27 protein-coding genes are annotated in these 24,874 nt (G+C 39.7%); 20 read left to right on the top strand and 7 right to left on the bottom strand.

Going from position 1 to position 24,874, the window contains the following annotated elements:
* Nucleotides 1–20 precede the first annotated feature (20 nt).
* The 5 genes from LC455_RS14655 to LC455_RS14635 all read left to right on the top strand — a co-directional run bounded on the left by LC455_RS14655 (nucleotide 21) and on the right by LC455_RS14635 (nucleotide 5,890).
* Entirely contained in the window at nucleotides 21–1,220 is a 1,200-nt protein-coding gene (locus LC455_RS14655) for an ornithine--oxo-acid transaminase (RefSeq protein WP_223591868.1), read from the top strand.
* A gap of 24 nt (nucleotides 1,221–1,244) precedes the next feature.
* Nucleotides 1,245–2,516 carry a Glu/Leu/Phe/Val family dehydrogenase gene (locus tag LC455_RS14650; protein WP_223591866.1) on the top strand — a complete coding sequence of 424 codons (1,272 nt, stop codon included), beginning with the start codon at nucleotides 1,245–1,247 and terminating at the stop codon, nucleotides 2,514–2,516.
* Nucleotides 2,517–2,608: 92 nt separating this feature from the next.
* Nucleotides 2,609–3,772 (top strand): iron-containing alcohol dehydrogenase, encoded by a 1,164-nt coding sequence (locus LC455_RS14645; RefSeq protein WP_223591865.1) that lies wholly within the window; start codon nucleotides 2,609–2,611, stop codon nucleotides 3,770–3,772.
* A 273-nt stretch (nucleotides 3,773–4,045) separates the two neighbouring features.
* Complete coding sequence (locus tag LC455_RS14640; RefSeq protein WP_223591864.1) at nucleotides 4,046–5,395, top strand: glucose-6-phosphate isomerase; 1,350 nt, start codon at nucleotides 4,046–4,048, stop codon at nucleotides 5,393–5,395.
* 93 nt (nucleotides 5,396–5,488) lie between these two features.
* Entirely contained in the window at nucleotides 5,489–5,890 is a 402-nt protein-coding gene (locus LC455_RS14635; protein ID WP_223591863.1) for a YugN-like family protein, read from the top strand.
* Nucleotides 5,891–5,892: 2 nt separating this feature from the next.
* Here LC455_RS14635 and LC455_RS14630 read toward each other — a convergent pair whose 3' ends face one another.
* Nucleotides 5,893–6,879 (bottom strand): potassium channel family protein, encoded by a 987-nt coding sequence (locus LC455_RS14630; protein WP_223591862.1) that lies wholly within the window; start codon nucleotides 6,877–6,879, stop codon nucleotides 5,893–5,895.
* 196 nt (nucleotides 6,880–7,075) lie between these two features.
* On the opposite strand from LC455_RS14630, the gene LC455_RS14625 reads away from it, so the two are divergent.
* From LC455_RS14625 to LC455_RS14615, 3 genes are all read left to right on the top strand, one after another.
* Complete coding sequence (locus LC455_RS14625; protein WP_223591861.1) at nucleotides 7,076–8,752, top strand: DUF6044 family protein; 1,677 nt, start codon at nucleotides 7,076–7,078, stop codon at nucleotides 8,750–8,752.
* Nucleotides 8,753–8,772: 20 nt separating this feature from the next.
* Complete coding sequence (locus LC455_RS14620) at nucleotides 8,773–9,813, top strand: glycosyltransferase family 2 protein (protein ID WP_223591860.1); 1,041 nt, start codon at nucleotides 8,773–8,775, stop codon at nucleotides 9,811–9,813.
* 120 nt (nucleotides 9,814–9,933) lie between these two features.
* Complete coding sequence (locus tag LC455_RS14615) at nucleotides 9,934–10,557, top strand: LysE family transporter (RefSeq protein WP_223591858.1); 624 nt, start codon at nucleotides 9,934–9,936, stop codon at nucleotides 10,555–10,557.
* Nucleotides 10,558–10,604: 47 nt separating this feature from the next.
* Here LC455_RS14615 and LC455_RS14610 read toward each other — a convergent pair whose 3' ends face one another.
* Nucleotides 10,605–11,921, bottom strand: coding sequence for an amino acid permease (locus tag LC455_RS14610; protein WP_223591856.1), 1,317 nt, complete (start codon nucleotides 11,919–11,921; stop codon nucleotides 10,605–10,607).
* 56 nt (nucleotides 11,922–11,977) lie between these two features.
* A complete protein-coding gene (locus LC455_RS14605) occupies nucleotides 11,978–12,139 on the bottom strand; it encodes a hypothetical protein (RefSeq protein ID WP_223591854.1) in 162 nt (53 codons plus the stop codon).
* Between the two features lie 188 nt (nucleotides 12,140–12,327).
* Here LC455_RS14605 and LC455_RS14600 point away from each other — a divergent pair, with 188 nt between their 5' ends.
* Nucleotides 12,328–13,083: a yteA family sporulation protein gene (locus LC455_RS14600; protein ID WP_223591853.1), complete on the top strand. Its 756-nt coding sequence runs from the start codon at nucleotides 12,328–12,330 to the stop codon at nucleotides 13,081–13,083.
* A 55-nt stretch (nucleotides 13,084–13,138) separates the two neighbouring features.
* Here the strand turns inward: LC455_RS14600 and LC455_RS14595 are convergent, their stop codons facing one another.
* Nucleotides 13,139–13,327, bottom strand: a complete 189-nt coding sequence (locus tag LC455_RS14595) for a YozQ family protein (RefSeq protein ID WP_223591852.1) — start codon at nucleotides 13,325–13,327, stop codon at nucleotides 13,139–13,141.
* 93 nt (nucleotides 13,328–13,420) lie between these two features.
* Here LC455_RS14595 and LC455_RS14590 point away from each other — a divergent pair, with 93 nt between their 5' ends.
* The 8 genes from LC455_RS14590 (at nucleotide 13,421) to LC455_RS14560 (ending at nucleotide 19,702) form a co-directional block, all read left to right on the top strand.
* Nucleotides 13,421–13,558, top strand: a complete 138-nt coding sequence (locus LC455_RS14590; protein WP_223591851.1) for a hypothetical protein — start codon at nucleotides 13,421–13,423, stop codon at nucleotides 13,556–13,558.
* 118 nt (nucleotides 13,559–13,676) lie between these two features.
* Nucleotides 13,677–14,573 (top strand): cation diffusion facilitator family transporter, encoded by an 897-nt coding sequence (locus LC455_RS14585; protein ID WP_223591850.1) that lies wholly within the window; start codon nucleotides 13,677–13,679, stop codon nucleotides 14,571–14,573.
* Between the two features lie 227 nt (nucleotides 14,574–14,800).
* Nucleotides 14,801–15,739: a magnesium transporter CorA family protein gene (locus tag LC455_RS14580; RefSeq protein ID WP_223591849.1), complete on the top strand. Its 939-nt coding sequence runs from the start codon at nucleotides 14,801–14,803 to the stop codon at nucleotides 15,737–15,739.
* Nucleotides 15,740–15,963: 224 nt separating this feature from the next.
* Entirely contained in the window at nucleotides 15,964–17,220 is a 1,257-nt protein-coding gene (locus tag LC455_RS14575; RefSeq protein ID WP_223591848.1) for a S8 family peptidase, read from the top strand.
* A 134-nt stretch (nucleotides 17,221–17,354) separates the two neighbouring features.
* Nucleotides 17,355–18,575, top strand: a complete 1,221-nt coding sequence (locus LC455_RS14570) for a helix-turn-helix domain-containing protein (protein ID WP_223591847.1) — start codon at nucleotides 17,355–17,357, stop codon at nucleotides 18,573–18,575.
* Nucleotides 18,576–18,587: 12 nt separating this feature from the next.
* Nucleotides 18,588–18,716 (top strand): hypothetical protein, encoded by a 129-nt coding sequence (locus tag LC455_RS31435; RefSeq protein WP_263297791.1) that lies wholly within the window; start codon nucleotides 18,588–18,590, stop codon nucleotides 18,714–18,716.
* Between the two features lie 120 nt (nucleotides 18,717–18,836).
* Complete coding sequence (locus LC455_RS14565; RefSeq protein WP_223591846.1) at nucleotides 18,837–19,229, top strand: hypothetical protein; 393 nt, start codon at nucleotides 18,837–18,839, stop codon at nucleotides 19,227–19,229.
* A gap of 77 nt (nucleotides 19,230–19,306) precedes the next feature.
* Complete coding sequence (locus LC455_RS14560) at nucleotides 19,307–19,702, top strand: cytosolic protein (RefSeq protein ID WP_223591844.1); 396 nt, start codon at nucleotides 19,307–19,309, stop codon at nucleotides 19,700–19,702.
* Nucleotides 19,703–19,761: 59 nt separating this feature from the next.
* Here the strand turns inward: LC455_RS14560 and LC455_RS14555 are convergent, their stop codons facing one another.
* Together LC455_RS14555 and LC455_RS14550 are read right to left on the bottom strand one after the other, a co-directional pair.
* Nucleotides 19,762–21,285 (bottom strand): MDR family MFS transporter, encoded by a 1,524-nt coding sequence (locus tag LC455_RS14555; protein WP_223591842.1) that lies wholly within the window; start codon nucleotides 21,283–21,285, stop codon nucleotides 19,762–19,764.
* Between the two features lie 147 nt (nucleotides 21,286–21,432).
* Nucleotides 21,433–21,993: an NAD(P)/FAD-dependent oxidoreductase gene (locus LC455_RS14550; RefSeq protein WP_223591841.1), complete on the bottom strand. Its 561-nt coding sequence runs from the start codon at nucleotides 21,991–21,993 to the stop codon at nucleotides 21,433–21,435.
* Nucleotides 21,994–22,248: 255 nt separating this feature from the next.
* Between LC455_RS14550 and pxpB the strand changes: the two genes are divergently transcribed.
* The 3 genes from pxpB to LC455_RS14535 are packed head-to-tail and all read left to right on the top strand — an operon-like array spanning nucleotide 22,249 to nucleotide 24,585.
* Nucleotides 22,249–22,890 carry a 5-oxoprolinase subunit PxpB gene (pxpB, locus tag LC455_RS14545; RefSeq protein ID WP_223591839.1) on the top strand — a complete coding sequence of 214 codons (642 nt, stop codon included), beginning with the start codon at nucleotides 22,249–22,251 and terminating at the stop codon, nucleotides 22,888–22,890.
* Nucleotides 22,877–23,644: a LamB/YcsF family protein gene (locus LC455_RS14540; protein ID WP_223591837.1), complete on the top strand. Its 768-nt coding sequence runs from the start codon at nucleotides 22,877–22,879 to the stop codon at nucleotides 23,642–23,644. The genes pxpB and LC455_RS14540 overlap by 14 nt, the downstream gene beginning before the upstream one ends.
* A complete protein-coding gene (locus tag LC455_RS14535; RefSeq protein ID WP_223591835.1) occupies nucleotides 23,641–24,585 on the top strand; it encodes a biotin-dependent carboxyltransferase family protein in 945 nt (314 codons plus the stop codon). The genes LC455_RS14540 and LC455_RS14535 overlap by 4 nt, the downstream gene beginning before the upstream one ends.
* On the opposite strand, the gene LC455_RS14530 is transcribed toward LC455_RS14535, so the two are convergent.
* The gene (locus LC455_RS14530; RefSeq protein ID WP_223591834.1) at nucleotides 24,546–24,773 is read right to left on the bottom strand and encodes a hypothetical protein; all 228 of its coding nucleotides are present in this window, start codon (nucleotides 24,771–24,773) and stop codon (nucleotides 24,546–24,548) included. The two genes, LC455_RS14535 and LC455_RS14530, sit on opposite strands and share 40 nt — an antisense overlap.
* Nucleotides 24,774–24,874: the final 101 nt, after the last annotated feature.

Below are 24,874 nucleotides of genomic sequence, written 5' to 3'. Positions count from 1 at the left end.
ATGAAAAGGAGGAAATGTGAATGGCTGAAAACATAAATACCAATGAACTCATTGAAAAAACTGAGAAATATGGCGCTAAAAATTATCACCCCCTGCCAATCGTCATCTCGCGTGCTGAAGGGGTTTGGGTGGAAGACCCTGAAGGAAACAAATACATGGACATGCTTAGTGCCTATTCGGCAGTTAATCAAGGCCACCGCCATCCGAAAATTATTCAGGCATTAAAGGAACAAGCGGACAAGGTGACATTAACTTCCCGTGCCTTTCATAACGACCAGCTTGGTCCATGGTATGAAAAGGTAAGTGAATTAACCAATAAAGAAATGGTCCTGCCTATGAACACAGGCGCTGAAGCTGTGGAAACAGCTGTGAAGGCAGCTCGCCGCTGGAGCTATGATGTAAAGGGAGTAGCAGAAGACCAAGCAGAAATTATCGGCTGTATTGGGAATTTTCATGGCAGGACGATGACGGCGGTTTCATTATCGTCTGATGCTGAGTACAAGCGAGGATTCGGCCCAATGCTTCCAGGGATTAAGCTAGTGCCATATGGTGATTTAGAAGCATTAAAGCAAGCCATTACGCCAAATACAGCTGCCTTTTTAATCGAACCGATTCAGGGAGAAGCAGGCATCGTTATTCCGCCGCAAGGTTTTATGAAGGCTGCTTATGAGCTGTGTAAGGAAAACAGTGTCTTGTTTATCGCGGATGAAATTCAGGCCGGTTTAGCACGAACAGGTAAAATGTTTGCCTGTGAGTGGGAAGGTATTGAACCTGATATGTATATTCTTGGAAAAGCTCTCGGAGGCGGTGTGTTTCCGATCTCTTGTGTTGTTGCCAATAAGGAAATTTTAGGAGTTTTTAATCCAGGCTCCCATGGTTCTACCTTTGGTGGAAATCCGATGGCATGTGCTGTCTCTATTGCCGCGCTTGATGTACTTGTCGATGAAAAGTTAGCTGAAAAATCGTTGGAACTTGGTGAGTACTTTTTAAGCAAACTAAAGGAAATTAAGAATCCGATTATTAAGGAAGTTCGTGGACGCGGACTGTTTATTGGAGTGGAGTTAACGGAACCGGCACGAAAATATTGTGAACAATTAAAAGAACAGGGACTGTTGTGCAAGGAAACACATGATACAGTCATTCGATTTGCCCCACCGCTCGTCATTACAAAGGACGAATTGGATTGGGCTATTGAAAGAATCACAAAAGTATTAGGTTAAATTGGGATTGCTAGGGGTGCCAATATGGGGAAAATTGATGAAGCAGGCAAAGAAAAAGAGACGTTAAACCTTCTTACATCAACACAAATTATCATCCGTGATGCAATAACTGAACTCGGGCTTAACCATGATATGTATCATCTGCTAAAAGAACCTATAAAAACACTCCAAGTAAGGATCCCGGTTCGGATGGATGACGGCTCAACGAAAGTATTTACTGGTTTTAGAGCCCAGCATAATGACTCACTTGGTCCTACCATAGGCGGTGTCCGTTTTCATCATCAGCTGAAAGAGGATGAAATAAAAGCCTTATCAATGTGGATGAGTTTGAAATGCGGAATAGCTGATCTACCTTTCGGGGGAGGAAAGGGCGGTGTTATTTGCAATCCAAGAACGATGTCTTTTGGTGAATTAGAACGTTTAAGCCGCGGCTACGTACGGACAATAAGTCAAATTGTCGGACCAACTAAAGATATCCCCGCACCAGATATGTATACCAATTCGCAAATTATGTCTTGGATGATGGATGAATACAGCCGTCTCCGACAATTTGATTCTCCTGGTTTTATCACAGGGAAACCTCTTGTTCTTGGAGGGTCAGAAGGGCGCGAAAAAGCAGGCGCAAATGGTGTTACCATTTGTATTGAAGAAGCGGCCAAGAGGAGTGGAATCAGGTTAAAGGGAGCGCGGGTGATTGTCCAAGGATTCGGAAACGCGGGCAGCTTCATCGCTAAATTTTTGCACGAGGCAGGGGCCATTATCGTTGGGATTTCTGATGTATATGGCGCCCTTTATGATCCGGATGGATTAAATATTGAGTATTTACTTAGCAGGCGTGATAGTTTTGGTACAGTTACTACCCTGTTCGAAGGGGCCATTTCCAATCAGGAACTACTGGAGCAAGATTGTGATATATTAGTTCCAGCGGCGATTTCGAATCAAATTACGGGAGAAAATGCGGGGAACATAAAGGCAAAGCTTATTGTAGAAGCGGCGAATGGCCCTACATCCCTTAAGGCGACTAGAATTCTAACGAAGCGTGGAATTTTAATTGTCCCTGATGTCCTGGCAGGTGCAGGCGGTGTAACGGTTTCCTATTTCGAGTGGGTGCAAAATAAACAGGGCTATTATTGGAGTGCAGAGGAAATCACCGATAAATTACGGGATAGAATCGTCCATTCATTTAATGAAATTTACGACCTCGCGCTAAACCGTCAAATAAATATGCGTTTAGCTGCCTATATCGTTGGCATAAGAAATATGGCGGAAGCCTCGATATATAGAGGGTGGATCTAAATTCTCCTTGCAATTTTTTGGGTGCAAGGGAATTTTTTTGCAAAAAATTTTTATATCAATAATAATGGAATGTGAAAAGGATGGTGTTAATTTTGGATAATTTTACATTTTGGAATCCCACTGTTTTAATTTTTGGAAAAGATCAGCTTGAACAATTAAAAACACAGGTTCCCCGCTTTGGAAAAAAGGTGCTGCTCGTGTATGGCGGCGGTAGTATCAAGCGAAACGGCTTATATGAAAAGGTGAATGCCCTTTTAGATGAAATTGGGGCTGAAGTTTATGAGCTATCAGGTGTAGAACCCAATCCACGCCTTACAACTGCCCAAAAAGGGATTGAGATCTGTAAAAAGGAAGGAATTGAAGTCCTATTGGCTGTCGGCGGCGGAAGCGTAATTGACTGCACCAAATTGATTGCTGCCGGTGCAAAATATGATGGAGATGCCTGGGATTTGGTAACAAGAAAAGCAGTTGCCAAGGATGCCCTTCCGTTTGGGACTGTTTTGACGCTTGCAGCTACGGGTTCGGAAATGAATGCCGGTTCGGTTATTACCAATTGGGAAACAAATGAAAAATATGGCTGGGGAAGTCCTGTGACGTTTCCTAAATTCTCAATTTTAGATCCTGTTAACACTTTTACTGTTCCACGCGATCAAACCATTTATGGAATAGTTGATATGATGTCACATGTTTTGGAGCATTATTTTCATCTTGAAGAAAATACAGATTTTCAGGACCGTATGTGTGAGGGCTTGCTGATGACCGTCATGGAAACGGCGCCGAAATTGCTCGCAGATTTAGAGAATTATGAACACCGGGCCACGGTACTATACTGCGGCACAATGGCCTTAAACGGTATTTTAAACATGGGATACCGCGGCGATTGGGCGACACATAATCTTGAACACGCGGTTTCAGCTGTTTATGATATCCCTCATGGCGGCGGGCTGGCGATTTTGTTCCCACACTGGATGGAGCATAATCTTTCAGTAAAACCGGAACGCTTTAAAAAGCTGGCGGTAAGGGTGTTTGGTGTTAATCCGGAAGGAAAAAGTGACGAGGAAGCAGGACTTGAAGGAATTAGAAAACTGCGTGAATTCTGGAGCAGCATTGGAGCCCCAGCAAGGTTAGCTGATTATGATATCGATGACAGCAAGCTTGAAATTATGGCAGACAAAGCCATGGTATATGGGGAGTATGGAAACTTTAAAAAGCTAAATCGTGAAGATACACTAGCAATCTATCGCGCATCATTATAAAAGCATGGACTCGGGCACTAAGTGTCCGGGTTTTCTTATTTTAAGCTGAGTTAAAGAACATTGTTGATATTTTAACACTGTTGATTGGAGCGCAAATCAACAACAAAGTTTAACAGAGCCTCACTTTAAGTTAATGAATATCATTCGACAAAATCTACGAAAACGTAAAAAATTTATCGAAAATGGGTACGCTTACATGAGAGGAACTAGCTTGATAATCCGTCAGTCATTCGTTAAAGTGATTATTGAAAATAAAATTATGGAGGATCATTCATGACACACGTTCGTTTTGATTACTCAAAAGCATTAACCTTTTTTGGAGAGCATGAACTAACATACCTGCGCGATGCCGTTAAAGTTGCTCACCATTCATTGCATGAGCAAACGGGTGCGGGCAGCGACTTTTTAGGTTGGATTGAGCTCCCAACTAACTATGATAAAGAAGAATTTTCCCGTATCCAAAAATCAGCCGAAAAAATTAAAGCTGATTCTGACGTTCTTCTTGTCATTGGGATCGGCGGTTCTTACCTGGGTGCAAGAGCAGCGATAGAAATGCTCCAGCACAGTTTTTATAATTCGCTTCCAAAAGATAAGCGGACCACCCCGCAAATCATTTTTGTTGGAAACAATATCAGTTCTACATACATGAGGGATGTAATGGATCTCCTTGATGGCAAGGACTTCTCCATTAACGTTATTTCTAAGTCTGGAACAACAACAGAACCTGCGATTGCTTTCCGTCTTTTCCGAAAGCTTCTTGAAGAAAAATATGGACAAGAGGAAGCACGTAAAAGAATTTATGCGACTACTGATAAAGCCAGAGGTGCTTTAAAAACATTATCAAATGAAGAAGGCTACGAAACCTTTGTCATTCCGGATGATGTCGGCGGCCGTTACTCCGTTTTAACTGCAGTTGGTTTACTTCCAATTTCTGTAAGCGGTGCAAATATTGAAAAAATGATGGAAGGAGCTGCCAAAGCACAGGAGGATTTTGGTCATTCCGAGCTTGAAGAAAATGCCGCCTATCAATATGCTGCCGTTCGAAATGCTCTTTATAATAAAGGGAAAACGATTGAAATGCTGATTAACTATGAGCCGGGGCTTCAGTATTTCTCAGAGTGGTGGAAACAGCTTTTTGGCGAAAGTGAAGGAAAAGACCAAAAAGGAATATTCCCATCTTCGGCAAACTTCTCAACAGATCTTCACTCACTTGGTCAATATGTCCAAGAAGGCCGCCGCGATTTATTTGAAACGATTATTAAGGTTGAAAAGCCGCGTCATGAGCTTTCCATTGAAGAAATGGCAAATGACCTAGATGGCCTTAATTACTTAGCCGGCAAAACGATTGATTTTGTCAACAACAAGGCGTTTGAAGGCACGATGCTTGCTCATACAGATGGCGGTGTACCGAATCTGATCGTAACCATTCCATCTTTAGATGAGTATACATTCGGCTATCTGGTCTATTTCTTTGAAAAAGCTTGTGCCATGAGTGGATACTTGCTTGGAGTCAATCCATTTGACCAGCCTGGGGTTGAAGCTTATAAAGTCAATATGTTTGCATTACTGGGTAAACCAGGATTTGAAGAGAAAAAAGCAGAACTTGAAAAACGTTTGAAATAAATATAAAAAAGTGCTGATTGGATTTACACAATCAGCACTTTTTTTATTGAAATTGGAGAAACTAACGGTAATGTCTAAAGGGGGTAAATTAAAATGATTGAATTACCATCGAAAGTAGAAGGGAAACAATTTGATTTATACAAGCTTGAACAAAAATTAAAACCTATCGGATATTCGATTGGCGGCAATTGGGATTATGATCACGGCGCATTCGACTATAAAATCAATGATGATGATAGTTATGAGTTCCTGCGCTTGCCATTTAAAGCTGTGGATGGCCAGCTAGATGCCAGAAATTGTACTGTTCAATTAGAAAGACCATTTCTGTTATCACATGTTTATGAATCAGGACTTGATCAACTAGGATCCTCAGGAGGAGGTACATTTAATCAATTCCAAGATCCTGTTGATAAGGATGCCAGTTTTCCAGAACAATATATCGAAACCGGAAAATCGCTAGTTCAGGAACTAGAGTCGTTGCTTTTAAACGATTAGCATTATTTAAAAGTTAATAGCTGGTCTTTTTCTTCAATCTTTAACGAGTGGGAGGGGTTAAGCATGGTATCCTCCCCTCTTTTAATTCCGATTAAAAGAAAGCCTTTGCTGAGAAGCTCCTGACACAGTTCCGTAAAGGTCTTTCCGATATCTGTTTCCATTACTGAAGAGGAAGATAATCGACTTTCCTGCAGCTGATGAATTACGTTAGATAAGAGCCCATCACCATTGGAATGAAGGCTGTTCACCATAAAAACGCTGGTAAGCTTATTCGATTGAATGACTTCGTCAGCACCTGCTCTAATCGCATTAATCACTTGTTCAGCGGTTAATATTTCAATGATGCATTTAACCTTTGAGCATAGCCCTTTAATCGTTAATAAGGTTAAAATACTATTCATATCTGCCTGCAGTTCATCATTTCCCCGGTCGGCAGTGATTAAAACCTTTTCTGCCTTTTCGATATCACTTTTAAGGATAGTTTCATCTACATGACCTTTTCCTTGAATAAAATGAACAAATTTTGATTTCACCGGATTCGATTCAAGTGTTTCATCGATTAAGACAATCATTTGTGGAAAATTAGTATTGGTCAGCTTGCTGATTAATTCTTTGGAGCGTTCATTCCAGCCAATGATAATGATGTGGTTTTCACCTTTAAAAGGAATTCTCCCCTCTGAAAAGGCATCTTGCTTTGTAACGGCGGCAGCTGCGAGTGTTCCAAAATAGGAGGAAACAAAACCAACTCCTAGTAAGATTAAAAATAACGCTGTTAATCTGCCCATTAATGAATGAGGTACATAATCTCCATACCCCACCGTGGAAGCAGTGATAATTGCCCACCAAATTCCATCAAAAATAGTTGGAAAGGTTTCTGGTTCTAATAGATGAATGGATATTCCAAAAGTAAGAAAAACAAGCAGGGCAATCAGTAAAATCCTCACTAGAAGCGGCATTCGTAAAAAGCTTATATAGACCCTATTTGGCACAACAAACACCTCTTTTCTACTAAGTAATATTATGGACGAAATTGGAGGTTCTCATAATCCTAACTAGTAATTTCTAAAAAAACACTAAAACCCTTCCAATATGTTTGGAAGGGTTTTTTATAGGAATAAATTCCATCGAATTTGTAAAATTTAAACGAAAGTGACCAATTATTTCAAGATTTATGAGGTGTATAAGGTGCTGATTGAAAGAAAAAAGGAGCGAAGATATATCCTCTTTGCCTTGATTGTTCTTGCCGTATATCTTTCCCCGCTGTTTATTCTTCAAGAAAATGCCCATATTCGTGTCCATGATAATTTGGACTCTAATTTGGCATGGTATAAGGTTTTAGCAAGAAGCGGCGAGATATTTGGGGATGTAAAGGCTCCTATCCCGCAAATCATTAATGGACTGCTGTCCAGAAATGCCTTTGGTACAGAATATAGCGTGATTGTTTGGTTATATGCTCTTCTTCCAACCATGGCAGCCTATGGTTTGAGTCAAGCTTTAACAAGGCTTGTGGCCTTTTTCGGTATGTATGTACTGTTAAAGGCGCATTTACTTCCCGGAGAAAAATGGCTTCCCATTCAAATAGTAACGGCTTTAGCTTTTGCTTTAACACCTTTTTGGCCGTCGGGAATGCTGAGTACGTTAGGAATGCCGCTCGCACTTTGGTCGTTCCTTAATTTTAGGAATCGAGAGGATACATGGAAGGATTATTTAGTACTAACGTTATTACCCTTATATGCGAGTATTGTCCTAGGCTTTTTCTTTTTCTTAAGCGCCATGGGCATTTTCTGGCTGACAGACGTCGTAAGAAGAAAAGGCTGGAACCTGCGCTTTTTGTTTGCCATTGTTTATATGACTTTTATTTTTATGCTAGTAGAATATCGCTTAATTTATTCATTTCTATTCACTACCGAGCCCAATAGCCGAGATGAATATTTCCATGCTCACCTGCCATTTTGGAGGGCCGTTCGGCTCTTTTTTAAAAATTACTTGCTTGGGCACACGCATGTTCTGACCATACATACTTTATTTATTTTACCTGCTACGTTTATTGCCTTTTATTTTGTTTTTATGAAACAGCTTTGGAAGCAGGAAAGAATATTTGTATTTTTATTTGTATTAAATATTTTGTTGTCCGCCTGGTATGCCTTTTGGTTTTATGAAGGCTGGTTTCCGTTGACAAAGAAATTCCATTTTATGGATACATTTAATTTTGCCCGCTATCATTTTTTGAGGCCGCTCGTGATTTATGCCAGTTTTGGCCTTGCCCTAAAGATTATTTCACTGCAGGGATTTTCCTGGAGAAATACGGCGAAATGGTTTGCTATTATGCAAATTGTTATTTTAGGATTATTTAATGATGAAATCATTTATCAACAAAAACCAACTGTGAAGGAATTTTACGCAGTGGATTTATTTGGGGAAATCAAAGAGCATATTGCTCTTCCTCAAGAAAAATATCGGGTGGCCAGCATCGGAATCCATCCAGCAATCTCTCAATACAACGGATTTTACACACTGGATACCTATAATAATTTTTATCCCTTAAGCTATAAGCATCAATTTAGGAAAATAATTGAAAAAGAATTGGCGAAAAATAAAACGGTGCGAACGTATTTCGATCAATGGGGCGGGCGCTGCTATCTGTTTACGGCTCAGCTCGGAAAAAGATATATGATCAAAAAGGATTCAAAACGGCATTTGAAAAAACTAGAGTTAAACACTGATGTTTTTAAAGAAATGGGCGGCCGTTATATCTTCTCTGCCATCCCAATCGATAATGCCGAGCAAAATCAGTTACAGCTAGACAAAGTGTTCGAATCGAAAAAATCTGCCTGGAAAATTTATTTATATAAGATATTGTAGACATCGGGGGTATATAACAGATGATGGAACCAGTTCTTACGATTGTGGTGCCGTGCTATAACGAAGAAGAGGTATTGCCGGAGACAATGATGAAGCTTGGTCTGCTGCTTCAGGAGCTAATGAACGATGAGCTTGTTTCAAAGCAAAGCAAAATCTTATTTGTAGATGACGGAAGTAAGGACCGTACGTGGGAAATGATTTACAAAGAAGGGTTAAAAAACGACCATGTGCGGGGCTTAAAATTAGCGCGCAATGTTGGACATCAAAACGCATTATTAGCTGGTTTATTTACCGCTAAGGAACTTTCTGATTGTGTCGTTTCCATTGATGCTGATTTACAAGATGATATTCAGGTTATTAGAGATTTTATGTTGAAGTTCCATGAGGGCTGTGAAATTGTTTATGGTGTTCGGAAAGGCCGTGATACAGATACCTTCTTTAAACGAAGCACGGCACAGGGATTTTATAAAATCATGAAAATGCTCGGTGTCGATCTTATTTACAACCATGCGGATTTCCGGTTAATGAGCAAAAGGGCTTTGCAAGAACTGGAGCGATTTAAAGAGGTTAATCTTTTTTTGCGGGGAATTGTCCCACTTCTCGGCTTTCGAACTGACGTGGTCTATTATGACCGCCTAGAAAGGCAGGCTGGTGAAACTAAGTATCCGTTAAAGAAAATGTTGGCCTTCGCGTTTGATGGAATTACTTCCTTTTCTATCTCTCCGATTCGTTTTGTTTTAATGATTGGCTTTGTCTCATTCTTTATGAGCCTTGTCTTTGGAGGCTACTTTTTAACGTTAAAATTTTTGGGGAATACTGAAACCGGTTGGACATCACTGATTACATCCATTTGGTTAATTGGCGGTTTGCAGTTAATTGCCATCGGCTTGATTGGAGAATATGTTGGGAAAATTTATAAAGAAGCAAAGCAGCGCCCCAAGTATATCGTTGATATTGATTCTTTTAATTTGCCTGTGCCAAGGCATCGTCTGCTTAACCAAACCGGTGAGGATGAGCTTTATAACCTTGATTTTAGAAAAATAGCGGAATCCAATAAATAGTGTATTGTGTAAAGAGTTTACCTGATGAAGGGAGCTCTTTTTATTTTTTTGTCGTACAACCTCTTTGCCTTGAATAAAAATGGATAGACAGGCTTTTATTTAAGGTGGGGGGAGATTTTAATGAACATATTTTTAAGCTATATCCTATTAGGATTGTCTCTAGCTGCTCCCATTGGTCCAATAAATGCAGCCCAAATTGACAGAGGAATTAGAAATGGATTCATGCACTCATGGCTGATTGGTGTAGGGGCAGTGGTTGCGGATGGGATTTATATGGTGGTGGTATACATAGGTGTGGTCAATTTTCTTGAAACATCCTTTATGCAAACTTTCCTATGGCTTTTTGGAGCCTTTGTATTAATCTACACAGGAGTTGAAACGATTTTAAAGGCAGGAAAGATACACTTACAGGATTCAAGAGGGACGGAGCCGCTCATAAAATCGTTCCTATCCGGTTTTTTCATGTCGATTTCCAATCCATTAACGATTCTTTTTTGGCTGGGTATTTATGGATCCGTACTCGCAAAAACAGCTTCCGTTTATGATACCACTCGATTGGTATTTTACAGCAGCGCTATTTTTATTGGTCTTTTGTTATGGGATATCACAATGGCAGGGGTTTCTAGCAGCTTCCGAACCTTTGTCACCTCACGTTTACTTATCATGATTTCACTTCTATCGGGTTTTTCTTTAGTAGGCTTTGGCGTGTATTTTGGCATCCAAGCGTGTAAAATTCTATTTTAAATCACAAAAAACTGGCATGAAGTATTGCCAGTTTTTGTGATTTGTTTTTAGGCAGTAGGCCACGGTTTAAGCACTTTCTTCTTATGCTTATTCCATTTGAGGTTCATGATTAAGGTAATGGCTCCAATGACCCCGAGAAAGGCTAAACTAATAAAAAAGCCTGGACGGCTTGTTTCATGGAAAATCGTCCCGCTTACGGCGATTAAGATTAAAATTGTCCCGATGGTATATTTTATTTTGTCCATGGATGTTAATTCAAGGATTTTTCTTGAGGAGGCCAGGATAAATATCCAATTATAAAGAAGCATTAAGCCGGCCGCCGTTGTAATATACTCATAAACTTGATTGGGCATTAACAAAGCAGATACTACTGAAGCAGTGATACCGACCATGGTAAGGAGGAGTGTCAGAATCGGTACCTTTAATTTTCCTTTTCTAGAAAAGCTTTTCGGTGCATCACCTTCTTCACCCAGGGTAACCAGAACGCTTGTTACTCCATAAAGAGAAGCAACCATAGTAGAGAATCCTGCTATGATTAAGGCACCATTGAAAATATGAGGAACAAATGAAAGATGAAAGGCATCTAAGGCAACGACAAATGGACTTTCCTTTGCATTAAATTTCTGCCAGGATACCATCATGACCGCCAGTCCAATGGATAGAATGTAAATGAGCATAAGAGTAAACAGCATAACCCTTCCTGCCTTAGGTGCTTCCTTGGGATCCTTCAAATTTGTTGCCATTAGTCCCAATATCTCAATCCCGCCAAAGGCGTAAAAAGCAAAAATAACGGAAGACCATAGGCCTTTTATTCCATGTGGAAGAATATCATTTCGGCTCCTTGGATATTGTATTGGGCGGTCTCCATCAATTACACCGAAAATGGCTAAACAGGCAATGATGATAAACATTAATATCGCAGCTATTTTTAGCAGTGCCAAAATGTTTTCCAGCTTGTTCAATACATTTACTCCGATTAATAATACGACGAGTCCAAGAATGGCGTAACCGGCAGCGAACAGCCATAATGGAACTTTTGGAAACCAAAAACGTGAAAAAATGGAAAGAGCAGTCATTTGGCTTCCCATAATTAACACTTCAGAGCACCAGTATACCCATCCGCTGCTGAAGCCGGCCCATCTCCCGTAAGCTTTTTTTGCATAAGATCGAAAACCGCCTTTAAGGGGCTCTTTCGATGTCATTTTTGAAAGAGCATCAAAGACGAAATAAGTACTAATGGCTGCAATGATAAACGCCATTAAAATGGATGGACCTGTCATTTTAATGGCTAAGCTCGATCCTAAGAAAAATCCTGTCCCTATCGTACAGCCTACTCCAAACAAAGAGAGATGCCACCACTTCATAACGTTTTTCTCCTCAGCCCCTGACTTTTTGATTTGCCCATACAACTTCTCCTTTTTTACAATCTTCGTCCAGTGGCACCTGGTGATTTATCCGTATCCTTTTGATTGTTATATTCTTCATCATTAAGTCCTGGATTTTGGTTATTGGCTCCCCCTAAATACTGTGCCTCATGCTCACGTTGGACTTTTCGAAATTTATTAAAATTTTCATTTACCATCTAATCTCCTCATTTCTTATCAAGGTATCCTTTTTAAGATATACGTCACGTTCATTCTTATTCAAATTCTTAAAGTAATCATAGATAGGTTTTTGATGGAATTAAATTTTTGTTACATAATCAACCGCCTAACAAATGAAAATATAGGATATAGACAATTGCGCTTTTCGATGAAAGGGGTTTAACATATGCTATCGACACAGCAATTAGCTGAGTTACGTCTGCAACTATTACAGGAAAAGAGTGAAGTAGAGGAACATTTACAACAAAATGACCACTTTGGTTTAGAAAGAGGCCACGCACATGAATCGGTAGGGGAGTTGTCCAGCTATGATAACCACCCCGCAGATGAAGGAACAGAGTTATATGAGCGTGAAAAGGATATAGCTTTAAATGAGCATTATGGATTGCAGCTACAAAATATTAATCACGCCTTAGAGGCAATGGAAAATGGAACATATGGGAAATGTGAGGTTTGCGGCAAGGACATTCCGCTAGAGCGCCTCCAGGCATTGCCTAATACTACTTATTGTATTGAACACAGTCCAGATCAAATTGTTTCTCACAACCGTCCTGTTGAAGAAGGGGTATTGATGCCGCCTTGGGGGAAATTTGATATGGATGAAAAGAATGAGAATGCCGCCTTCGATGCCGAAGATTCCTGGCAAACCGTTGCCCAGTGGGGAACGAGCGAGACTCCTTCTGATTTAGCCTTTTCGGAGGATAATTACCATGATATCTACGCTGAATCTGATGAAAATATCAGCTATGTCGAGGACTATGAGAATTTTGTTGGAAATGATATGTATGGAAAAAATATTACCGTATACCCAAATGCCCAGCATGAACAATATGAGGATGCACTTGATCAAGAAGGGATTATGACAAGCTTTGGGGACCTGCCAGCATTTGAACATGACGCGTATGTAGATGATGATAAATGAGTAAGTAAAAAAGAAAACAGCTTTCTTAATGAGAGCTGTTTTCTCTGATTATTGCTTAACTTTGTTCTGTTTCATTCTCATTTCCGGTCGTAACATCGCCTTCCGCGTACACATCACTTACTTGCTCATGTGTAGTGGCAAGCCCTGATGAAATCTGATCTTTTTCTTGATAATAGCTTGGATGATAGAAGCTCCCGGCAACTTCTTTGTCCGGATTGGCTTTCTGTTTCTGTTTGTCCAACATGATATCCTCCTTTTCAATATGATACAACGGTATTTTTTTCTTTTTTAAAGCGGATTACTCCTAAAAAATTTTTAAGCTAAGGAAGTGCTTACGATGAAGAATAAAAACAAATTTCCAAACCGAGAAGATTTAGACCAAGCCTTTCATTATCTTCACGACCAGATAAACAGGATTTCCGTTATCGAGGAAGTTGAAATGATGGAAGAAGAAAAAGAAGGATATAAAGAATAAACTAGGAATGAAAATTTGCCTTAATCCAAATTAGGTTGAAAGGGGCAAGAATTTTTCTCTAGACCCAACAAAGTTTTGTTTGCTATGATTTCTAGAGGCATTTCAAAGGTGGTTTAATATGGTAATAAGAGAAACGCTGGCAAAAAAAGTCGCTTGGATCAGTGTAATCAGTAATATTATTCTTACACTAGGAAAAATCATCATTGGCTGGTATGGAAACAGTGATGCTGTATTTGCAGATGGGATTCATTCTGCCGCCGATGTTTTCGCGTCTATCATTGTTTTATTGGTCATTAAAATTGCCAATAAACCTGCGGATAATGAACATCCATATGGACACGGAAAGGCTGAAGTCATTGTCTCTGGCATAGTTGGGATCTTACTCTTTCTTGTCTCCATTTATGTTGTTTATGAAGGAATTAGCGGTTTTTTTCACGAAGTGGAATCACCTAGCTTGTTGGCCATGTGGGTCGCACTATTTTCATATATAATGAAGATCATTTTATATCGCAGTTCATTAAAAGCAGCTAAGCAGCATAATAGCAAGGCCATTGAGGCCATTGCATTTGACCATAAAGCCGATATTGTTGCTTCCATTGCTGCTGCAATTGGTGTTCTCATCTCTATTTTAGGAGAACGATTCGATCTTCATTTACTCCTTTATGGAGATAAAGCTGCTAGTATTTTTGTTGCCTATTTAATTTTTAAAATTTCAAAGGAAATGCTAACAGAGGCGTTTGATATTCTACTGGAGCGGAATATTAGCACGGAGACAATTCAAGAATACACTAAAATAATTAATGATTTTCCTGACGTTAGGCGGATTGACCGAATCCGCGCAAGAGAGCATGGCCATTATATATTGGTGGATTTGCGTATATCCATTGATCATTATAAGACAATCAAAGAGGGGCATGATCTGGCCAAATCGATTAAACAAAAGCTCATGAAAAGTTATGATAACATCGATGAAGTTTTAATTCATTTAAACCCTTATTTTCCGGAAGATAATTAATTTCCAAAAAAAAACATCTTTGTACTTTGGACCATTTGGGTTTATGATAGGATAGGATATAAAAAGATCGAAGGAGTTGATATTTTTGAGTTATTCCGTTGACCCGGACCCAAGTAGGCGAGGGGAAGTCAATGTTATTTTTGAATTGATTGAATTGATTATCAAGAATATCAACTCTAGAATTGGATGTTGGCTTCCTCGAACAAAGTGAGTGAGGAGGTTTTGCCATGCTGGAAATGTTTAAAAGCACCGATGCGCGGGTGCTGGAAAAAGTGGATTCTATTTCCAAAGGCTGCTGGATTAATATCTATGCCCCAACACCCGAGGAAATTGCAAAGGTATCAAATGATGCACAAGTAGATATCGATATTATAAAAGACGCGCTGGATGATGAAGAGCGTCCAAGGATTGAACGTGATGATGGCCGGGTATATATCATTGTTGACTTTCCCTATATTATCCATGATGAAACAGGTCTTGCTGTTTATGAAACAATACCAATTGGGATTATTTTAACAGAGGATAATATTATTACCGTTTCCCTAAAGGATTCTCCAATTATAGAGGAATTCCGAAAAAATCGCGTCAAAGAATTCTTTACGTTTAAAAAGACGCGCTTCGCTTTGCAGATTCTATTTGTAATCTCTTCGTATTATCTTCGGTACCTAAAGCAAATAAGTAAGAAAACAAATGAAATAGAACGCGAAGTACACCAATCATTGAAAAATAAAGAACTATATGCCTTTTTAGCTTTAGAGAAAAGTTTGGTTTACTTTACGACATCTTTAAAATCAAATAAAGTCGTTCTTGATAAGATCCTGCGGTTTAATTATTTAAAAATGTACGAAGAAGACAAGGATTTATTAGAAGACGTGATGATTGAAAAAACACAGGCAATAGAAATGGCGGAAACGTATCGTTCGATCTTGAGCGGGATGATGAATGCTTTTGCATCGATCATTTCAAATAACCTGAACATTGTGATGAAGTTTTTAACTTCGATTACAATCATCTTGTCATTCCCAACGATGGTAGCCAGCTTTTACGGAATGAATGTGGATATTCCATTCCAGCATGCTACACATTCCTATGCGATCCCGCTAGTGATCTCTGCCTTTTTAACTAGTTTAACAGCGTTTGTTTTTTGGAAAAAGAAATATTTCTAGATTACCAGCCATTCAATTGGCTGGTTTTTTTATTTTCAATGATAAATTTTCCCTATTTTTTATTAACTGAAAAAAATAATCTATTTCTTCCTAATATTTTTAAAGGAAAATTAAAAATTTTCCCAATATTCATAGTTGGTAGATTGTTATTTTATAAGAAATTTAACAATAGGCTAGAACATCAGCAAAACGGCTGTAATCCAAAGGGAGAAGGGAGTTTTTGAATGAAAAAAGGGAAAATTCTAGGGGCTGCTTTAATGAGTGCAGTAATGGGGATATCGATGTTTGCAACGGCCGCATTCGGACAACAATCTGCCAGTCAGGAATCATATCGCGTCTTGATTCAAGGCCCGTCCGCGGAAAAAGCAAAAGCTAAGGCAAGCTATGGGGCTCGGTGGGAGTTTGAAGGGCAAGGCTTTACAACAACAGTAAACGCTCAGCAATACCAAGCACTATTGAAAAATAAAAATTTAAAGATTGAAAGGCTTCCAGAGCTTCAGCTTGGCGTAAGCCAGGATGCACTTGCAAAGCCAGGGGGAACAGTGGCTACAGCTCCTAGTGATCAAACTCCTTGGGGAATTCAAGCCATCTATAATGATTCAGGAATACAGGCAACTTCCGGTGGAGACGGTATAATTGTTGCTGTACTTGATACAGGAGTTAAAAAGGACCATAAGGATCTACTCAATCAAGTACTTCAGTGTAAGGATTTCTCACAAACGAAAACCCCTCTAGTTGATGGAAGCTGCTCTGACGGAAATGGACATGGGACACATGTTTCCGGCACCGTTCTTGCAAATGGAGGTAGTGACGGGAAGGGTATCTACGGTGTGGCACCAGGAGCAAAGCTGTGGTCCTATAAAGTCTTAAACGACCGTGGATCGGGTTATTCAGATGATATTGCGGCCGCAATCAGAGCAGTAGCAGATGCAGCAAGTAAATCACACGTTATTATCTCAATGTCGCTTGGCTCAAGCTCGAAGGATTCACTTATTTCTAGTGCTGTTGACTATGCCTATGGCAAAGGTGTATTAATCGTAGCTGCTGCTGGAAACGACGGCCCTGGAGACAATACCATTGGATATCCTGGAGCTTTAGTGAATGTCGTTGCTGTTGCTGCATTGGAGAATGTTCAACAGAACGGTACCTACCGTGTGGCAGATTTCTCGTCTCGAGGCAACCCGGCTTCAGATGGTGACTATGTTATTCAAGAGCGCGATGTAGAAGTTTCGGCACCAGGAAGAGCGGTTGAATCAACGTGGAAGGATGGAGGTTATAACACAATCAGCGGTACATCGATGGCTACTCCGCACGTATCAGGTCTTGCAGCAAAGATCTGGGCTGCAAATCCATCCTGGTCCCATACCCAACTGCGAGCAGAATTACAAAATCGTGCAAAAGCAAATGATATTTTAGGAGGTACAGGGGCGGCAGCAGGTGATGATTATGCCTCAGGCTTCGGATTCCCTCGAGTAAGGTAAATGAATATAGGCCATCCGATTCTGATGTTCGGATGGCTTTGTGGAAATATTAGAAAAAATCAGAAAAATAACTGTATGCAGGGTGACATTTCATGTAAAATAGTGTAAAAAAGGAAGGCAAGCTAGGTGGTTATATGGAATTTGGAGCCCTGATTAAATTCTATCGTACACAAAAAGGAATGACTCAAGCAGAGCTTGCTAAAGGAATCTGCTCTGTTCCCCATTTAAGTAAGATTGAAAACAACTCGAAGGAAGCAAATGAGGAAACGATTTCCCTTTTACTTGAACGGCTGGAAATCGGACTAGAAGAAATGGACGAGAAAGAGGGCCTAATCCAGACTTTATTGGGGCAGCTTGGGGAAAAAATCAATTATTATTTAAAAGACAAAATCGATGAAATTTATCAAAAACTGCAGGAAATGGAGCATATCATCCCATTTTCAAAGTTTATTCATACCTATGAATTATACAAGTATCGATATCTATTATTTAAAGGATTTTTGGCCGAGGCCGAACGCCAAAAGGATTTATTATTTAAACAAAAGAAAAATTTTTCCCAACATGAAGAGTATTTATTTCGCTACTTTAATGCGGTATGTTTAATAATGAAGGGACAGTATAAAGCTGCAGACGAATTACTTGAGGCGTTGTATATTGATCCAAGTAATGATAGGCCTAACGCTGAATTTTTTTATCATCGTGCAATAGTAAAAAGCTCTTTAGAGCAATCAGGACATGCTATTCATTTTGGCAAAATGGCATTGCAGCTGTTTATGAACGAACATAATTTCTTCCGAATCCTTCATACGCTTATGATGCTGGGAATTAATTATACTCAATCGAATATTTACGAGGAAGCTGAAGACTGCTTCAAACACTTAATACGCAATGCCGAATTATTAAAGCAGGAAAAGCTGCTTCCGCAAATTTATCACAATATGGGCTACTTGCAAAACAAAAAGAAAAATCCTAAGGAAGCGATAAGTTATTACGAAAAAAGCTTGGCCCTTCAGCCAATCAACAATCCACATTATCTGGTAACCCTGTATTCAATTGGTGAGAACCAATATGCCCTTCAAGAAACGGCTAAAGCGAAAGAGTGTTTTCAGGTGGTCAGTTCTTTAGCGAAGGAGCTCGGTGTTAAAAAATATCGATTGTTGGCAGATTTTTATATTTTCCACATCGTCTCTCCAGAAAAGGCGTTTAAATACTTAGAATCAAAAGTGATTCCCTATCTTGAGGCGACAAACGAACATCATAATGATCTTACCCGCTTTTACAAAATGCTTTCAGATTTTTATAGTCAACAAGGAATCTACCTGGAAGCAGTTAACTATTTAAATAAAATTACATGAGGAGGATATAACATGAAAAAGGCTTTTATTCTATTATTTTCTGTTGCATTACTAGTTTTATCATCACCGGTGAGCAGTGCGCAACCTGTTAATGTTGCAGATGCTACACCTACAGATCACCCAATTTTGCCTCCTGTTTAATACAATAATCATTTACCTCCTGTTCATCAGGAGGTTTTTTATTTTGCGGAAAAAAGCGATACCCTGAAATGCCTCGTTGAATAAAAATAATAAAAAGTATTTTTTTGAAAGGATATCGCAATGGATTTTAAGAAAAAGGAAAAGGAACAGGTTTTATCTGAAAGGGAAGAAGTAATCATTAAGCTTGAAAAACAAATTGCCATCGGTGTCTGGATTCAAGCGGTGGGACAATTAATTGAATTAGTGAGCTTGTATAGGCTAAATCTTATTAGTGATGAAGAAGAACCCATGATAGAAAAACAATTTCTTACAGGGGCATCACTGCAGACAATCGGCACTTTTTTAGAAGCGATTGGCGTTACAGAAGAAATTGGGATAGACAGCAGTGAAATTAGTTTAGGTGCCCAAAAATTAGCCGTTACGGGTGATTGGCTTCAGGCATTAGGTACAATATTGGAGGCCGTAACCGGAAGTGAAATCATCAAAGAAAACGCCAATTTATTTGTCCCATAAAAAGGAATGAAACCAACGCATATAAGGGTATCCTAATCATATGTGTTGAAAAATTATGGAAGAGGACTGAGGATACGATGAAATCATTTGTTGTTGGTTTTCACCAAGAAGACAATGTAGATGCAATGCAAATTCAAAAACTAAGTAAAGAGGATTTTGATAAAGCAACCGAAGGCGGAACGCGGCATTTATTTGAACTCGATACCAACATTGGCTTTTTTGTTTTTTTTGATGGAGAGGATGCTGACGGGCTGGTCTCATACATGGTGCTCCAATATGAAGAGGACAATGAGGAGCCAATGGCTTGTTATTCATTCCAGTTGAAGGATTTCTATGAATTTATGGCGCTTTACTTAAGTGATCTTGGATTTAGCGAAGAAATGGAAGAAGAAGACCAGGAATACGGCCCCATTCATCATCTTGCCCATCTTATGTTTCACATTGTTGAAGAAGGGCAGAGTCTTGAGGTATAAATGTGGAAATAATGAGAATAAACAAGCACCGGACCTAAGTGGTCCGGTGCTTGTTTATGTTAGCTTTTCGCAGTTCCCTTTTTATTCACGATAACACGGGCATTGCCCATGAAAAAGATCGTAATGGCTGCTAGTGCAATCGGGATTAATGTCAGCATGAAAGTATGCGTAATCGAATCCGACATTGCGTGGACAATTTTATCCAAGATAAAGCTAGGGATTTTCGAGCGCTCGCTAGCCTGGAAAATTTGTCGTGGATCGCCCATTTGGAAACCTTGTCCTCCCCCTGCACCCTGCATGACTTTAAACGCCTCTTTGAGTTTGTCGGTAAATAAGTTGTTTTGCAGCGTACCGAAGATTGTAACACCAAGCGTCATCCCAAATGAACGTAGGAATGAATTCGTAGAGTTCGCAGTTCCGCGGAACTGCGGCTCTAAATTATGCATCGATGCCGTCGGTAATAACGAGAAAGAAAACCCTACACCGAAACCGACAAGAATCATATAAACGGTCAATAACCAGCGTGCGGTATCAACAGTCAAGGTTCCGAGTAGATACATGCCAATAACATATGAAATAATGGAAATAATCATCAAATTTCGATAAGAAGTTTTGGTTAAGAATATACCGCCAATCGAGCTTCCGGCTACAGAGCCCAGCATCATTGGAGTCAAAATAAGTCCGGCATTCTTCGCGCTTCCCCCATAAACTGCCTGCACAAAAATAGGAATAAACACCGTTAAAATAATAAAAGTGCCGCCATATAAAAAGGCCAAGATTTGTGAAGTTGCAAACAACCGCCGCTTGAAAAGCCATAGTGGCAAAATTGGTTCAGCTGCTTTTAATTCAGCAATGAAGAAGGCAACAAAAAAGACAAAAAAGCTCGCAAATAAGCCAATGATTTGGATGGAATCCCAGTCGTATTCTTTTCCGCCTAATTCAAGTGCAAACATTAAGCTTACCACTGAAACAATGAGTGTAATCGCACCAGCCCAGTCTATTTTTTGCTTCGAGTGCTGCAGTGACTCATGATAATAACGAACGATTAAAATAATCGAAACAATGCCAATCGGAACATTTACATAGAAAACCCAATGCCAGCTGATATAATCAGTTATATAGGCACCAAGCAACGGTCCTAAAACGCTGGATGCTCCAAATACGGCACCAAGCAAGCCCGTCATTTTACCGCGATTTTCTGGTGGAAAAATATCAAAAACAATCGTAAAGGCAATTGGCATAAGCGCTCCTCCGCCTATTCCCTGGATCGCTCGGTAAACACTTAACTGAACGATACTCTGGGCGATACCGCAGAGAGCGGACCCAATAAGGAAAACAACTAAACCGAAAATAAAAAAGCGTTTCCGCCCATACATATCGGATAACTTACCGAAAATCGGCATACCCGCCATAACAGCAACCATATAGGCTGAGGTTACCCAAATAAATTTGTCAAGTCCGCCAAGTTCGGAAACGATGGTTCCCATTGCGGTTGCGACGATCGTGTTATCCATCGCTGCCATCAGGATCCCTAATAGTAAGCCCGTAACAACAGGTTTTATATTACTGTCTTTTTTTATCATAAAAATCTCCTTAAAATGGTCTTATAGGGTAATGGCCATAATTGCCAAGGGTCCTCCTCCTGATGACTATTTTAACTGATGAGTGAAATAAAATAAATTTTAAACAATAAAAAAAATCCCCTATTTGTAAGGGGATTAAATCATTCATTATTTTAAAACATCGTGGTCAACGTAGCGCTCGCCATTTATTTCACTTATTACATTGATGGCCACTTTTGCACCGTCACCAGCCGTAATAATGGTGTGCATGCTGACACCTGCGATCGTCCCGGCTGCCCAAATTCCTTCAATATTTGTTTTCCCTTGAGCATCAACATCAAGGATCGTCTTAATTCTTGGTTCAGTTCCTGGCTTTGTAGTTAAGCCGATTTTTTCAGCAAGGTCAGCCAACAAACCAGTTGCAACAATGACATGTTTTGCTTCATATTCAGTTTGGTCCGTTTCTACTTTAAATCCACCGTCGGTTTTACTTACGTTTGTTACAGTAGCTGTAACTAGTTCTGCACCAAATTTGCTCGCCTGTTTTTTGCCAGTTTCAACAAGGTCTGGTCCAGAGATTTCTAAAACGCCATAATGGTTTTCCATCCAGGCTCTCTTTGTCACGCTCTTATCATTATCGATTACCAGAGTTTTCTTGCCAGCTTTAGCTGTAAATAAGGCAGCACTAGCACCAGAAGGGCCTGCGCCAATAACTACAACATCAAACATCTTCAAAACCTCCACTTTTAAAGTTATATCTTGTATTATCGTAGCGTATCAAAAAATGAAAGTAAAATGAATTGCTTGTTTAGAGATATTGGGAAAAAAAGTGATTGATAAGATTCTTTTGTATTATTTTTACATCCATATACTGTAATATTAAAGAAGGTGATAGTTATGATAGAAATTGTTCCGCTTGGTGATGGGGCTATCCGGGTTTCTTTTGGGAGTGTTATTAGTGAAGAAATACATTAGGAAATTCAATTGTTTACTTCCAAGCTGGTTGCAGCAAAATTGGAGGGGATTATAGAATGGGTACCTGCTTATAATACGGTTGCCATCTATTATCGGCCAGAAACCATTAGTTATTCTTCTTTAGTTGAAAAGGTGAATGCGATTTACGCTCAAAAAAATAAAGAAAAGCCAATACAACCGCTCGTCTATAAGATTCCAGTCTTATATAATGGTCCTGATTTATCGTATATTGCTGCCTGCCATAATCTAAGGGAGAATGAGGTTATTTCATTGCATAGTAATAAGGAATACCTCGTCTATATGATGGGCTTTGTCCCAGGTTTTCCATATCTGGGAGGACTTTCTTCTAAGCTGGCGGTCCCAAGACTTGAACACCCAAGACCAAGTGTCGCACCAGGTTCGGTTGGGATTGGCGGGAATCAAACCGGAATATATCCTTCAGAGGTTCCTTCTGGCTGGAGGATATTAGGGATTACTCCTGTTGAGTTGTTTGATAGAGAGAGATCTTCGCCGATTCTTTTTTCTGCGGGGAATTATATTAAATTTCACCCAATTGATGAACAAGAATATGCTAGAATCAAGAAATTAGTAAAGGCAAAAGACTATATAGTCCAGACATACAAAAGAGGTGAAAATAATGAAGGTGATTGACTTAAACAGTGATCTGGGGGAGAGCTTTGGGGCGTATAGAATTGGAAATGATGCAGAGGTATTAAAGCATATTTCGAGCGCCAATTTAGCCTGCGGCTTTCATGCTGGTGACCACAACGTAATGTTTGAAACTGTTAAGCTTGCAAAAAAATCTGGAGTACGAATTGGTGCGCACCCTGGATTTCCGGATCTCGCTGGTTTTGGCAGACGTGAAATGGTTCTTTCCCCCCGAGAGATATACCACCTAGTTATCTATCAAATCGGTGCTCTGGACGCTGTTTGTAAAGTTAACGAAACGAAAATTGCGCATGTCAAACCGCATGGTGCATTGTATAACATGGCAGCAGGAAATCGTAAAATGGCGGATGCTATTGCCGAAGCTGTTGCTGATTTTGATTCTACTATTGTCTTGTACGGGCTTGCAAATAGTGAGCTAGTGAGGGCCGGGAAAGAAAAAGGTCTGCAAGTGGCAGAAGAAGTGTTTGCTGATCGTACATACCAGTGGGATGGTTCATTGACCTCCCGGAAAGAAAAAAACGCCATCATCCATGATGCTGATTATGCAATAAAAAGAGTGATTCGCATGATAAAAGAGGGGAAGGTAGAAACAGTGGATAGGAAGGAAATCGATATAAATGCCGATACGATTTGTATCCACGGTGATGAGCCCCAGGCGTTAGAGTTTGTATTAAATTTAAAACATGCACTTGAAAAAGAAAACATTCTCATCCGTAAAAGCTGGCGTGATCAATGAAAAAAGCTATTTTTAAAGTGATTAAGCCTGGGCTGCAAACAACAGTTCAGGATTTGGGGAGATTTGGCTACCAGCAATTCGGTATCAGCCCATCAGGTGTCATGGATCCTTATTCAATGCAAGTGGCTAATCTTCTTGTAGGGAACCCTTCAAATGAAGCTGTGTTGGAGGCAACTTTAATTGGCCCTGTTTTACAGGCATTAAGTGATATGACTATAGCGATCTGCGGTGGGGATTTTTCACCAAAAGTGGATGGTTGTGAAGTAAACAAGTGGAAGGGTTTCTTAATTAAGAAAGGGCAAATTCTTTCAGTAGGTCCTAGTGAAAATGGTGCCAGAGTCTATATTTCGATTTCGGGAGGAATTGATGTCCCTATTGTATTAGGCAGTAAATCAACCTTTTTAAACGGAGGATTTGGAGGATTCGAGGGACGTGCCTTAAAAAAAGAGGATATTTTGGATGGGAACCCGTTCATAAAAAAGCCTTTCAAATCCTTGCCTCCTCAACTAGTTCCACAGTGTAAAAAACAAATTAATGTACGTTTTATTCCCGGGCCGCATCTGGAGAGGTTTACTAAAGAGTCTCTTAAGGTTTTTTGTTCTGAAGAATTTGTTATAACAACAAAGTCCAATCGCATGGGCCTGCAGCTTAAAGGTACAGAGTTAGAGCATATTGGTGGTCCTGATATTATCTCTGATCCTATTCCTTTTGGTGGAATACAAGTCCCTGCAAGCGGGCAGCCCATCATCTTAATGGCAGAGCGCCAAACGACCGGCGGCTACACCAGAATTGGCACCGTTATTTCTGCCGATATTCCCTTGCTTGCTCAAGCGGTGCCTGACACCGTTGTTCAGTTCTCCACAGTGTCTATAGAAGAAGCGCAGCGACTTTATTTGGAAAATCAGATTTTAATCAAACATCTGTCGTTAGCAGCAAAATAAAAAGAACCATCATTTCCGTCCTGGGATTGATGGTTCTTGTGTTTAAATTGATATAAATGCTCTTTCTTGGTCTTTGTTACTCGTGTCCTCATATCTACATGAACAAATGAACTGCGCTTTACTTCTGGATTCATTTTCCCTTCACGCGAAAGCTTTTCGCGTAATTTCTTGGCTTTAGATTTTGCCAAATTAATCACTCCTAAAATATAATTCATTCCATTATATAACAATTGTTTAATCGAGAATAGTAAATTTATAAAAATTTAAGAAATTCATTATGTGTTCTTTA

Source organism: Neobacillus bataviensis (genome assembly GCF_019969725.1).
This window is presented reverse-complemented; position numbering and strand designations above follow the sequence as displayed.

Excerpts from the sequence above, each read along its gene's own strand:
- LC455_RS14620 (WP_223591860.1), top strand. The coding sequence starts at position 8,773 with ATGATGGAACCAGTTCTTACGATTGTGGTGCCGTGCTATAACGAAGAA.
- LC455_RS14555 (WP_223591842.1), bottom strand. The coding sequence starts at position 21,285 with ATGATAAAAAAAGACAGTAATATAAAACCTGTTGTTACGGGCTTACTA.
- LC455_RS14550 (WP_223591841.1), bottom strand. The coding sequence starts at position 21,993 with ATGTTTGATGTTGTAGTTATTGGCGCAGGCCCTTCTGGTGCTAGTGCT.
- LC455_RS14655 (WP_223591868.1), top strand. The coding sequence starts at position 21 with ATGGCTGAAAACATAAATACCAATGAACTCATTGAAAAAACTGAGAAA.
- LC455_RS14570 (WP_223591847.1), top strand. The coding sequence starts at position 17,355 with ATGGAATTTGGAGCCCTGATTAAATTCTATCGTACACAAAAAGGAATG.
- LC455_RS14580 (WP_223591849.1), top strand. The coding sequence starts at position 14,801 with ATGCTGGAAATGTTTAAAAGCACCGATGCGCGGGTGCTGGAAAAAGTG.
- LC455_RS14615 (WP_223591858.1), top strand. The coding sequence starts at position 9,934 with ATGAACATATTTTTAAGCTATATCCTATTAGGATTGTCTCTAGCTGCT.
- LC455_RS14575 (WP_223591848.1), top strand. The coding sequence starts at position 15,964 with ATGAAAAAAGGGAAAATTCTAGGGGCTGCTTTAATGAGTGCAGTAATG.
- LC455_RS14585 (WP_223591850.1), top strand. The coding sequence starts at position 13,677 with ATGGTAATAAGAGAAACGCTGGCAAAAAAAGTCGCTTGGATCAGTGTA.
- LC455_RS14535 (WP_223591835.1), top strand. The coding sequence starts at position 23,641 with ATGAAAAAAGCTATTTTTAAAGTGATTAAGCCTGGGCTGCAAACAACA.
- LC455_RS14640 (WP_223591864.1), top strand. The coding sequence starts at position 4,046 with ATGACACACGTTCGTTTTGATTACTCAAAAGCATTAACCTTTTTTGGA.
- LC455_RS14605 (WP_223591854.1), bottom strand. The coding sequence starts at position 12,139 with ATGGTAAATGAAAATTTTAATAAATTTCGAAAAGTCCAACGTGAGCAT.
- LC455_RS14610 (WP_223591856.1), bottom strand. The coding sequence starts at position 11,921 with ATGAAGTGGTGGCATCTCTCTTTGTTTGGAGTAGGCTGTACGATAGGG.
- LC455_RS14590 (WP_223591851.1), top strand. The coding sequence starts at position 13,421 with ATGAAGAATAAAAACAAATTTCCAAACCGAGAAGATTTAGACCAAGCC.
- LC455_RS14600 (WP_223591853.1), top strand. The coding sequence starts at position 12,328 with ATGCTATCGACACAGCAATTAGCTGAGTTACGTCTGCAACTATTACAG.
- LC455_RS14560 (WP_223591844.1), top strand. The coding sequence starts at position 19,307 with ATGAAATCATTTGTTGTTGGTTTTCACCAAGAAGACAATGTAGATGCA.
- LC455_RS14565 (WP_223591846.1), top strand. The coding sequence starts at position 18,837 with ATGGATTTTAAGAAAAAGGAAAAGGAACAGGTTTTATCTGAAAGGGAA.
- LC455_RS14650 (WP_223591866.1), top strand. The coding sequence starts at position 1,245 with ATGGGGAAAATTGATGAAGCAGGCAAAGAAAAAGAGACGTTAAACCTT.
- LC455_RS31435 (WP_263297791.1), top strand. The coding sequence starts at position 18,588 with ATGAAAAAGGCTTTTATTCTATTATTTTCTGTTGCATTACTAGTTTTA.
- LC455_RS14635 (WP_223591863.1), top strand. The coding sequence starts at position 5,489 with ATGATTGAATTACCATCGAAAGTAGAAGGGAAACAATTTGATTTATAC.
- LC455_RS14595 (WP_223591852.1), bottom strand. The coding sequence starts at position 13,327 with ATGTTGGACAAACAGAAACAGAAAGCCAATCCGGACAAAGAAGTTGCC.
- LC455_RS14540 (WP_223591837.1), top strand. The coding sequence starts at position 22,877 with ATGAAGGTGATTGACTTAAACAGTGATCTGGGGGAGAGCTTTGGGGCG.